Below are 12502 nucleotides of genomic sequence, written 5' to 3'. Positions count from 1 at the left end.
GGGATAATTTTATATGATTCAATATAAAAGATGCAGTGAAATAAATATAGATTTAGTGTACGAAGCTTTTAAGGATGGGTTTTCAGATTATATTATTAAGATGGAAGTTTCAAAGGGAGATTTTATAAAAAGATTTTTTGGTCTTGAAGGGAATTCGTTAGAACACTCGTTTCTTGCTTTAGATGGTGACAAGCCAGTTGGTGTAATACTTGGTGGGATAAAGGATTATGAAAATATAAAAACAATGCGCTGCGGTACATTAGCGGTTCATCCGAATTATCGTGGTGTTGGTGTGAGTCAAAAGTTATTTGAACTGCATAAAGAAGAGGCGCTTCAAAATGAGTGTAAGCAACTTTTTCTTGAAGTCATTGTAGGTAATGACCGAGCGATTCGTTTTTATAATAAATTAGGCTATGAAAAAGTGTACGATCTATCTTATTATAATTTAAAAGATATGACTAAAATAATACATAGAGAATGTAAGGGAATTGAAGTAAAACAATTAGAATTCCCTGCTTTTAAAGTTGAAATTCAGAAATGGTTACACTTCCATATAAACTGGCAAAATGATATGGATTATATCGAAAAAACAAATCATACCTTTTATGGTGCATATATCGGTAATGATTTAAAAGGTTCTATATGTATAAATGAACAAGGTAAAATCAGTTTTATTTTCATAGACAAAGAGTATAGAAATCGTGGTATTGGATCAAAATTATTACAGGTAGCAAGAGATGAGTTGAATTTAGAAAGCTTATTAATTAGTTTTCCAAACAACAGTTTACTGGAAGGGTTTGTAAAGAAAACTGGATTTGAAAAGAATTCTTTAGCACAATATGAAATGTATGTATTGTTGTAAAAAGCGGAAGGAATTATTCTTTCGCTTTTTATTTTTGTACTATATTGATATTTTACTTTGTATAATATTCTTTTTTTATGTAAAATAGATAGGATGGAGGGGATGAAATGAATAATGGATTAAAGTTTAAGATTTTTGAATTGCATTGTTTCGTTCAAAAGACTTATTCTGATATGAAAATAGCATGTGATATTGCTATTTATCAAGAAAACACTTCTAAATATTTAATTTCATTAGGGTTTTTAAATAAATCATACATGACTTATATAGAAGCAAAAAGATATTATCGTGAAAATGAAGAACTTGTAAGTGTAGAATTTGATAATTTCTTTGATACATATGATATATTAGAACAGGAATTAAAAAAAGTTATTTCAACTGAAGATAAGAATCCTTCAGTATTACATAGTAGATTTGATCGGTTTCAGCAGAAAGTTGAAAATATAAATGACCTAATAAAAGTATTGCAAAATGCTCGCTAATGAATGCTTTTTCTGTTTTATATAGAAATTATATATTAAAAACATATTAGGTATATTACATATTGAAGAGGTGACTTTTGTTGAATACAGAGGTCATCTTTTTACATTAGAAATAGATTGTATAAATTTTAGTAATTTCATATTTTAGAAAATTATAAGAGGAAAATAACATGAAAAATAAAAAAGAAATAGCTATAGTTACATTAACAACAGGATTGGCTTTAACAAGCATAGTACCATACGGGATAGGTTATGCAGAGGAAACGGGTCAAATGCAAGTTGATATTCAAGAAGATTCGTTCCGCACAGGAGAACTGACACAACCATCACAAAAAACGCCAGAGAATGTAGTGAAAGATGCACTTAAGGAAAAGGCGGAGCATGTTTTGTCACCAAAACAAGTTAGTGGAGACAAAGGGGTAGATTACAAGGTTCTTCAAAAACGCGGTTCATATGATGGGACTACACTTGTACGTTTGCAACAAATATATGAAGGAAAAGAAGTATATGGACACCAATTGACTGCTCATGTAGATAAAAAAGGTGTTATTAAAAGTGTTTCAGGAGACAGCGCACAAAATTTAGAAAAAGAAGATTTAAAGAATCCTATTAATTTATCAAAAGAAGAGGCAAAACAATATATTTATAAGAAGTACGGAAATGATATTAGATTTATTTCTGAGCCAGAAGTTAGGGAAGTTATTTTTGTTGATGAAAATAATGGACAGGCTAGCAATGCATATCAAGTTACATTTGCGGCTGCCACACCAAACTATGTATCTGGAACTTATTTAGTGGATGCCCATAATGGTGTTATGTTGAAAAATACGTTACAAGAATCCGATTTAAAAGTAAGTGAAGAGCAAGTTGAATCTTTAAAGGAGAATAAAAAAAGCAATTCCATATCATTAACTGGAACAGGAAAAGATGATTTAGGGATAACTCGCATATTTGGTATTTCTGAACAGAGTAACGGAAAATATGCGCTTGCTGATTATACAAGAGGGCAAGGAATTGAAACGTACGATGTAAATTATAGAGATATTAATTTTGAAGAAAGATATTATCCTGGTATATTAGCAACTAGCACTTCAACAACCTTTGATGATCCAAAGGCGGTCAGTGCTCATTTCTTAGCAACAAAGGTATATGATTTTTATAAAGACAAATATAAGCGTAATAGTTTTGATAATAAGGGGAAAAAAATAGTATCAGTTGTACATGCATGGCATTCAGGAGAAACAGATGACCCTAAAAATTGGGGGAATGCATTTAGTGCTAATATTAACAATGTGAGTATGCTTATATATGGTGATCCAATGGTTAGAGCGTTTGACATAGCGGGCCATGAATTTACACATGCGGTTACATCTAGCGAATCTAATCTTGAATTCTTTGGGGAGTCTGGGGCAATTAACGAGGCATTATCTGATATTATGGGAACAGCTATTGAGAAATATATAAATAATGGGAAATTTAATTGGACAATAGGAGAACAAAGCGGATCCGTTCTCCGTGATATGAAAAATCCATCTTCAGTCAAATTTTTTGATGGAGTACCGTACCCAGATGATTATAGTAAATACAGTGATTTAAACGGAGAAGATAATGAGGGCGTTCATTTTAACTCAAGTATTATTAATAAAGTCGCGTATTTAATTGCACAAGGCGGCACTCATAACGGTGTAACTGTAAATGGTATTGGTGAAGATAAAATGTTTGATATTTTCTATTATGCAAATACTGATGAATTGAACATGACTTCTAATTTCTCTGAATTAAGATTAGCGTGTCTTAAAGTTGCAACAAATAAATATGGAGCAAATTCAATTGAGGTTGAAACGGTTCAAAAAGCTTTTGATGCAGCAAAAATTAAAGGAACAGTGAAAGAAGACGAAAAAACTGAGGTAAACCAAGTCCCAGAGTTAACTGTACCACTTACAATTACACTACGTGTAGGTGATACGTTTGACCCGATAAGCAATGTAAAAGCTATTGATAAAGAAGATGGTGATTTAACAACTCGAGTAAAACATAAAGGTGATGTAGATACTTCTAAACCAGGCAAATACATTGTGGATTACTCTGTCGTTGATTCTCAAGGTGGGAAAGCAACGGCAACACAGACTGTAATTGTAAAGGGAAATGGGGAAACATCAGATTTAAACCCTACATTAACAGTTCCTGTTGCAACGACAATTACTGTAGGAGATTCATTCGATCCAATGGCAAAAGTAAAAGCTATTGATAAAGAAGAAGGCGATCTTACTTCTAAAGTAAAAATTGATGGTGAAGTAGATACCTCTAAAGCCGGTACATATGTATTAACGTACAAAGTTACAGATTCAAAAGGTAATGAAGGAACTGCGAAACAAACTGTAACGGTTAAAGTTAGAGAAGAAGTTAAGAATGAAATACCAATACTACAAGTACCTGCTACTACTACAATTACTAAGGGAGATAAATTTGATCTAATGGTAGGAGTATCAGCTACTGATAAAGAGGACGGTAATCTTACTTCTAAAGTCATGTATGAAGGAACTGTAGATACCTCTAGAACTGGTACTTTTGAAATAAAATATAGTGTCAGAGATTCTGTAGGTAATGAGGTACATACAATACAAGAAGTATTTGTGAAAGATAAAGACACTGGAAAAGCTAATAGCCTTGCTAACAACAGTAATACCCCAAACAACAGTAATTCTGATAAAAATGAATCTACATATAAAGAGCTTCCCAATACGGGGGGCAGTACAACTAACAGTACAACAATGGGATTATGGATGGTTATTGTAGGTACAGTACTCACTTTGGCTCGTAAATTTAGAAAGATACAAAAATAATAAGGATTATTCGTTTTAAAAAAGTTCATTATCTAGGAGAAATAAAAGAGTTATGCATTATGAACTGATTCCATAAAGGTAGTCAGATTGTTGTATTAAGAAGTTTTTTGTGCTTGAATTCAGTATTGTTCTGGACTCATGGTACTGAATTTCTTCCTTAATTCGTTTTTCGTTATAGCAATCATTATATTTTTCTTAATTTATTGAAGAAGGAAGGATATTAGTAAACATAGAATATATTAATAAATTAAAATGTTTACGAGGTGAAAATGATGGCAATAAAACAAGATGAAATTAAAGTAGTTGTCGGAGCTGGAGCGTTTAATAATAATCCAGGTTGGATTCAAACACAAGAAGATGAACTTAACTTACTAAATAAAGCTACGTGGAAAGAAAGATTTGAATACAATTCTATTTCAGCTATTTTAGCTGAGCATGTATGGGAACACCTTACGTTTGAAGAAGGTGTAAGAGCAGCTAGGATTTGTTATGAATTTTTAAAGCCAACAGGGCATATTCGGTGCGGCGTCCCTGATGCATTTTTCCGGGATGAGGTGTACCAAAACATAGTTCAAATAGGTGGCCCTGGTCCGAAAGATCACCCAGCAGCAAGTCATAAAATTGTTCATAATTATAAAACTTTAACGAAAATGTTTGAAACTGCTGGATTTGAGGTAGTTTTGCTTGAATATTGTGATGAAAATGGTCAGTTTTATTACAATGAATGGGATGCAAACGACGGTGTTATTTTCCGTTCGAAAAGGTATGATTCTAGAAATAAAGGTGATAAACTTGGTTTTCCATCGTTAATTGTTGATGCGATTAAGCGGTAAATCATTAAACTAAATTACGTGCTTATAATATAAATTTATGAATTGTAGTGGAGTTTATTTGTTTATACTATTTTATTATAAAAATCGCAGAAAGTATTCTTTCTGCTTTTTATTTTGCAAAGGGGATGAATATACTATGCAACCTATAAAACAAGTGGCATTAACATGCATTACTCATGATCCAGCAGGGAGCTTATTATCTACAATAAAAGAGCTAAAAGAGAAATTAATAAATTTAAGTTATGATAACAAATATATAACAATCAGTAATGTAACACCTAAAGAAATTGTAAAAGAACTAGAGCAATGTAACTTCCATATAAATATAGTAGAAAAATCAGGGGTAGGGAACGCACGTAGGGATTGTTTGAAGTATGTTAGTAACTATGAACATGATTACTATCATTATTGTGATTTTGATCGTTTGCTAACTTGGATGAAAGAATATCCAGCTGAGCTTAATTCGTTCATTCAGAATATAGCGGATGTAGATTACCTAATCATTGGCAGAACGGATCGAGCTTTTCAGACACATCCTGAAGAATGGCAAGCTACAGAAACAGTATCAAATAAAATTATGTCATTACAATTAGGGAAACAAGTAGATATTACAGCAGGTTCATGTGGGTTTTCAAAACAAGTAGCTGATTACATAATAAAATATTCTAAATGCAGAATGACTGATGGTGAATGGCCGATGATTATAAAAGAATTTACCGATTTTAAAATCGGGTATATTGCAGTAGATGGTTTAAAATATGTCAATAGTCTTAATCAAGATAATATTATTGATCCAATAAAAGCATGGTCAACCAGATTAGAACTTTCATATATAATAAGTCAATCAATTATGAATATAACAAAAACCACTTAAACTAAGTGGGGTGGAATAGATATTTCTTTTTTTAATGAAACCATGTAAAATAGAACGTATATTCGTTATTGGAAGGGGGGTAATTAATAATGTTAGCTGTAATAGATAAACAAAATAATGAATACGTAGTACAATTTGATCGTCATTTTTCATATTCAATAGAAGAAGTTTGGTCTGTTTTAACTGAAAACAGTAAGTTGAAAAAATGGATGTCTAATTTACAGATTGAAAGCTTAAAAACAGATGGAGTCATAAAGTTTGATATGATGGATGGTTCATTCATAAATATTGATATTTTAGAATGTCAATTAAACTCAGTACTTGAATTTACTTGGGATAAAGATCGTGTCCGATTTGAAATACATAAAGAGGAAAATGGTTCTCTTTTACTTCTTAAAGAATACATTCATGAATTAACTGATCATACACCGAAAGATATAGCAGGTTGGCATATTTGTTTAGATCTTTTTTCTGCTGTTCTAAAAGGAGAAGAAAAAGAATTTTCTAAAGATAAATGGCAACAATGGTTTGTAATATATAAAGATAAGGTTCTTGAAGTAAGAAGAATATAACCTTAAAGGTTATATTCATTGTGTAATTATTATATTGTAAATATGCTTTTAATGAAAAATAAGAATAGAGGTTCATATGAAGGTAAATCAATTAATTGCTAATAATATAAATAAATTAGATACATTCATTCCATTTAATAAGTCGTTTGGAATCGCTGGTTTATCAGGATCGGGGAAAACAACTTTTTGTCAAACGATTGGTGAAGAATCAAAAAAACGATTAGTTTCTTTATTGCCAAAGGCTGAATATCAATATTTATTTCCTAATATTATGGAAACGAATTTTAGTGCGATTAAGATGGAGGATATGCCTTTAGTACTTTTTCTAGGAAAATCATCGATTTCTTCCAATCCACGTTCAACGATAGGTACACATACTGGTGTTTTCACTGAAATTCGCGAAAAACTTGCTGACGTATTTCATCTTTCTCCTGAGGTTTTTTCATTTAATAATCAGTTAGGTTGGTGTTCTGGTTGTAAAGGTCGAGGTACTACTAAAAATATTGAGTGTAAAAAATGTAAGGGAAAACGTTATAGTGAAGAAATTGAACAACATACTATAGATTTATTTGCTAAACCACATACCATTTCAAATATTAATGATTTAAGTGTTGAGTCTATTCTTTCGTTAGCGGAAGAGTTAAATATTAGTGAAGCGAAGCAACATATACTGCAAAATATAATTAATATGAACATTGGTTATTTAACATTAAATCGAATAATGGGTACGTTGTCAGGTGGAGAGTTAACACGACTGTATTTGGCTGAATTTATGGCAGTAAGTGAAAATGCCGTAATTATTATTGATGAGATTTCAGTTGGACTTGATCATGAAACATTATTACAAATATTAGCGGAGATTAAGCAATTAGGATGTAAAAATCAAATTTGGCTCATTGATCACTCAGATACAGTACTGGATACAACAGATGAGCAATTGTTCTTTGGACCTGGTAGCGGAAAATATGGTGGACAAATTGTGAAAGAATCACCAAGGCCAAAATCAATACTGTGGGATTTAAATAAAGAATTTCCAACAGAATATTATACATTTCGAGAATTATATTGCCGTAATATCCAAATGGCGGAGTTTCAGATCCCTAAAAATAGGCTTGTAACAGTTACAGGAGAATCTGGTTGCGGGAAATCTACCCTTGTCAATGAATGTTTAGCTACAGATTTCTTGAAACGATATCCAAAAGATAGACTAGTTATGGTAGGGCAAGATCGCAATCAATCCATTACAAGTCGATCAACTGTAGCAACTTTTCTAGATATTAAAAAGAAACTAACAAAGTATAGTGAAGAGATTGATGATATTTTTGAGCGTTCGATTGAAGATATTATTGATGAACTTCCAAATGAAGATATTGCTTATAAACGCTTGAGCCTATTAATTAAATTAGGTCTTGGCTATTTAACATTAGAACGAAAAACACAAACATTATCAACAGGTGAGTTTCAATGTGTTCATTTAGTTTCGGAACTATTTGCAAACACAAGAAATCCACATACGTTATTTATCTTTGATGAGCCTTCAAAAGGTTTATCACAAAATATTTTAAATCAATTTATAGACAGTGTTAGAGGAATATTGCAAGATGAATCAGTCTCTATCATTATGATTGAGCATAATAGTTACATGTTAGAAAGCTCTGATTATATTGTAGACTTTGGGAAAAGACAGATTGAAGCTATCAATCATCTTGAAGTAGTAAGTCATGATGATTATTATCGTCAGAGAACCAGTGTGAATAATGTTGAGCAAATCCATATTACTTCAGCACTTAAGCATAAAGAAGGCGTTCACTATTTAGAAGGAAATCATATTAACTATTTTAAAAATGCTGAAAATGTTTATAAGGGTGGTATTTTAAAAAGTTTATCATCAATGGCGCGTTTAATTTATGGTGAGTATGAATCTAATACAATTGCACCGGTTATTGCTATTGATCTTGAAAGACATTTATACAGTCAATATAGTTTTTTATATGAGCTTGGTGGAATAATTAATCATATTGTAGCTGCTCATCCAGCTAATAAAGATACGAGAAGTTTTGATTTCTATTCACAGGACAATCATTGTCCATCTTGTTCTGGACGTCTTCAAATTGAAGTTTTCGATAAAGATATTACAATCCAAAATAAAAACGTTCCATTTTGGGACGGTTTATTCGATCCAGAAATCATGAAAGTATTAAAGTTTTATCAATATGAGAAAATAGAGTTTCTATTCGAAGAAATTAAAAATGAACTTGGTCACGATTTTTCAAAGAGCTATAATGATATGTCAGAAGAAGAAAAGCATACGTTTTGGTATGGATATTTTGAAAAATCATTTTATGATAAAAAAGGAAAGACGCGCAGAACATGGGTAGGATTTAATACGATTATTGGTGGATATATTGTTATTTCAAAAGCACCTATTAAAGAAGAAATTAAGGCTTCTAAAGAAATGGTAACATGTCCAATTTGCGAAGGGACGGTTTTAAACCATCATAAACCACTTAAATTTGGCAACTCAGATATTCGTGAGATTATCAATCAACCAGTTAATGAAGTGTTGAAATTAGTCGGTGATTTACCTGAACTTCATAAATTGAAATCTATTGTTGGTGGCGATATGAGATTGACAGAAGATGTTTCTTTATTGCCAAGAAAAGCACAAGTTGCACTAAAAATGTTTGAGTTAGAACAGGCAAGCTTTTCAAACTATGAAATGGTGTTACAAAATGTCTTACCATTCTGGGACGAAATTAAAGGGAATATCGAATCCATTAGTGTTAATAATCAAGTAACTGTTTGTGATTTCCCTAATGTTTATGAAACGAGAGAAAACATAATAGATCAGCATTTCACAAATGGTAAATATAAAAAACTTACGTATGTATACGAAGCGTTTGGATACAAAAAAATAGTTACCCAAATTAATAAAATTAAAAAAAGTGATCCATGTCCATTCTGTAAAGGAAAGAAAGTTATTACTGAAGATAATTTGCATGACGGTGTTTTTAAACTAACAATTCCATGTGTAATTTGTAATGCAAGTGGTATTAATGACGAAGGGCTAAAAGAAGTTGTTGAGGGTGTGGATGTAAAAACATGGTTAACTGGAAAAGTTAGTGATGTTGTGGATGAGAACTTATTAACAGAGGCAGTTGCGCAAATACCAATTTTTAATCGTATTCGTGAATTGGATAAACGAGATATGATGGCGGTTTATGAGTGTCTTGAGCGTAATCAGTAAAGTTTTATTAGCTTATGTGTTATTAACATAATTTATATTCTTTATAATGTATATATTAACGCAGTATGATTAATACAAGGTAATGAAAGAAGATCCAATTTCCTAATATCTAAATTAAGAAATTGGATCTTTTAGTATTTTATGTCCCACATACGAAATTTTTTATTAAGGAAAAAAGTATTAAGGGAGAAGAGGTGAGAAATTAAAAAGAATAATCGCTTGATATATTATGTAATTATTATATTATAAAAGTGATAATTACGGATGAAAATAGTTCATAAGTGAGAATGTGTTTGTTTAGTAATCATTTATTTTTATTATATGATTTTTTAAAATTTAACAGAAATATATACTTGAATGAAGTATATATTTCTGTTAAATTTATCTTATGGATAGAACAAGTTTAATTAAAGGTCATTTAGAAATGTGTGTATTATCTATTTTGTCAAAAAAGAAAAGTTATGGTTATGAGATTATGAAAGAGCTAGAAGTACACAATTTAAAGTTGAAAGGAGTAGGAAGTATTTATCCAATTCTAACTAAGTTGAAAAATCAAGAGTGGGTTAATACTTATCAAGAAGTAACAGACAGTGGTAAAGTTAGAATTTATTATGAAATTAATGAAAACGGTAAAATACGTCTTGAGAAGAAAATTAATGAGTGGTTAGAATTGCAATCGGATATTCAAACATTATTAAAAAGCGGTTTGAAAGGAGACCTTCTGAAATGAGGAATAGATTGATAGGTAAAGAAAAGCAATTTTTAACAGACGTGCTAAAAGAATTAAAGAAATATGATATAAGTTTAGAAGAAAGGGATAATATTAAGCGACAAATATTAGAACATATTCAAGAATGTCGTGAACACGGTGAAGATAGTATAGATGATTTAGGTACACCTCAATTATTTGTTAAAGATTTTTTAGAAATAAATGAAATTGATTTACAAGTTAAAATGAAACAACTTCAAAATGAAAAGGACAAATTCAACACATTTATGTTACGTGGCATATTCATCGCAGTTATTACTTACCTCAGCTCGCAAAGTATATTTTCAATATTTTTAACTGAATCATTTAATCCAACTAATAGTAAAAATGCATTTCAGTATAATCTTTTATATCGCATATCAGAGAATCAATGGTGGAACGCATTATTAATAATGACTAGTTTGACACTCTCTGTAGTAGTATATATTAGTTTAGTAAGTTATAAAAAAAGAAAGCATCTAAAGTATAATGAAGAATGCGATCTATAAAGTCTTTCTAATTTGTATTCTTTGTAATGTATTTATGCTATGTATCACACATCCAAAAGTTTACGCTGAGCAAAATGTTAAAGTTACATTAGATAAGTATATTGAAAAATTTATAAAGGAACAGAATATTCCAGGAGCTGCTGTTGCAATTGTACATAATAAAGAAGTATTCTTCACAAAAACGATGGGGGTTACTGGAGAATCTGAAAAAAAGGTAACTAGTAAAACGCCATTTGCAATCGGCTCAATAAGTAAATCTTTAACAGCTTTAGCTATAGTGAAATTAATAGAAGATAAAAAAATAAAATTAGAGGATCCAGTTCAACGATATCTCCCCTGGTTTAAACTAAAAAATCCTCAAATATCCTCAACTATAACAATCCAACATCTACTAACTCATACAAGCGGAATCAACACATATGAGGGCTTAGCATTATCAGATAAGCAATCCAAAAGTTCTACAGCATTAAAAGAAAATGTAATGAAGCTTTCAAATGTAAAAGTAACTGCTCCACCAGGTGAAAAATATCAATATAGTAATGCAAATTATATTGTTTTAGGTGCACTGATTGAAGAAGTCACAAATGAAACATATTCATCATATATGGAAAAGTATATTTTTCAGCCGTTAAATATGAATGGCGCGGCAGCAAGTAAAGAAACTGCATATAAAAAAGGGTATTTAACAGGTTATCAGTCTTGGTTTGGCATTCCAAGAAAAAGTGTAGTGTCCTATGATAATGCCGGGGCACCGTATGGCTATATTACTGCAAATTTAGAAGATATGATTCAATATATTATGTTTTTGAATCGTCCAGAGGATGCTCAATTATTAAAGCAAGAAAATATGCATCTTTATCTATCACCACTTTATAAAATAAATTCAGAAAAAAGTTATGGTTTTGGATTAAGAACAACAAATATAAATGAAAGTGAAACGATGATTTGGCATTCAGGATCAACGCCCGATGCTCGTGCAGAATTATTTACTTTAAACGAAAGTGGCTGGAGTGGAGTAATTTTAACAAATAAAAATCATGTATTAGAAGAAACAGCACTATCAGTATTGAAAAAGGGTATTATTAGTATTTTGAATGGAGAAGAACCGGTTGATATCCCTAAAAAAATACCATTAACACAAATTATTTTGTTGATAGTTACACTAATACTTTTCATAATATCAATTATGTTAATTAAAAAGTATAAACATATGAAAACTGTAAAAAAGGTAATTTGGTTATTCATAGGGAGTCTATCCCTACTATTATCTATTATTTTTATCCCACTGCTTACTTATAGTACGAGTTCACCTTGGCGTACGATTAAAATATTTGCGCCAGACGTAGCTTTATTTACAAGTATTAGTGTAACTTTATTAGCTGTTAACGGATTAATATCAATTCTTATAGCTTTAAGAAGGAAGTAAGTATAAGGGGAAAGAATGAAAGAAATATAAGTTAAGTGTTAGAAATAGTTGACTCTCACACAATGTCATTGTTTAAGATGAAGTTGAGCTTCGAAGTAGATGTAAC

The 12502-nt window shown here is 30.8% G+C and carries 10 protein-coding genes; all 10 read left to right on the top strand.

What is annotated here, in order from left to right; translation table 11 throughout:
* Nucleotides 1-13: 13 nt before the first annotated feature.
* The 10 genes from ACVWY7_RS12305 (at nucleotide 14) to ACVWY7_RS12260 (ending at nucleotide 12396) form a co-directional block, all read left to right on the top strand.
* Entirely contained in the window at nucleotides 14-862 is an 849-nt protein-coding gene (locus ACVWY7_RS12305) for a GNAT family N-acetyltransferase (protein ID WP_212114084.1), read from the top strand.
* A 107-nt stretch (nucleotides 863-969) separates the two neighbouring features.
* Complete coding sequence (locus tag ACVWY7_RS12300; RefSeq protein WP_001059018.1) at nucleotides 970-1344, top strand: hypothetical protein; 375 nt, start codon at nucleotides 970-972, stop codon at nucleotides 1342-1344.
* A 170-nt stretch (nucleotides 1345-1514) separates the two neighbouring features.
* The gene (locus ACVWY7_RS12295; RefSeq protein WP_456523813.1) at nucleotides 1515-4187 is read left to right on the top strand and encodes a M4 family metallopeptidase; all 2673 of its coding nucleotides are present in this window, start codon (nucleotides 1515-1517) and stop codon (nucleotides 4185-4187) included.
* A gap of 272 nt (nucleotides 4188-4459) precedes the next feature.
* A complete protein-coding gene (locus ACVWY7_RS12290; protein ID WP_000985667.1) occupies nucleotides 4460-5020 on the top strand; it encodes a class I SAM-dependent methyltransferase in 561 nt (186 codons plus the stop codon).
* A gap of 136 nt (nucleotides 5021-5156) precedes the next feature.
* Nucleotides 5157-5894 (top strand): hypothetical protein, encoded by a 738-nt coding sequence (locus ACVWY7_RS12285; RefSeq protein ID WP_431174526.1) that lies wholly within the window; start codon nucleotides 5157-5159, stop codon nucleotides 5892-5894.
* Nucleotides 5895-5983: 89 nt separating this feature from the next.
* A complete protein-coding gene (locus tag ACVWY7_RS12280) occupies nucleotides 5984-6466 on the top strand; it encodes an SRPBCC family protein (protein ID WP_456523812.1) in 483 nt (160 codons plus the stop codon).
* Between the two features lie 76 nt (nucleotides 6467-6542).
* Nucleotides 6543-9713 (top strand): ATP-binding cassette domain-containing protein, encoded by a 3171-nt coding sequence (locus ACVWY7_RS12275; RefSeq protein ID WP_105989557.1) that lies wholly within the window; start codon nucleotides 6543-6545, stop codon nucleotides 9711-9713.
* 388 nt (nucleotides 9714-10101) lie between these two features.
* Nucleotides 10102-10443 carry a PadR family transcriptional regulator gene (locus ACVWY7_RS12270; protein WP_016087774.1) on the top strand — a complete coding sequence of 114 codons (342 nt, stop codon included), beginning with the start codon at nucleotides 10102-10104 and terminating at the stop codon, nucleotides 10441-10443.
* A complete protein-coding gene (locus ACVWY7_RS12265; protein ID WP_105989556.1) occupies nucleotides 10440-10970 on the top strand; it encodes a DUF1700 domain-containing protein in 531 nt (176 codons plus the stop codon). The genes ACVWY7_RS12270 and ACVWY7_RS12265 overlap by 4 nt, the downstream gene beginning before the upstream one ends.
* A complete protein-coding gene (locus ACVWY7_RS12260; RefSeq protein WP_105989555.1) occupies nucleotides 10951-12396 on the top strand; it encodes a serine hydrolase domain-containing protein in 1446 nt (481 codons plus the stop codon). The genes ACVWY7_RS12265 and ACVWY7_RS12260 overlap by 20 nt, the downstream gene beginning before the upstream one ends.
* The last annotated feature ends 106 nt before the right edge of the window (nucleotides 12397-12502 follow it).

The sequence above is a fragment of the Bacillus sp. TE9106W genome (assembly GCF_054062215.1).
The sequence above is the reverse complement of the archived record's forward strand: the minus strand, read 5'-3'. Positions and strand labels throughout refer to the sequence as shown.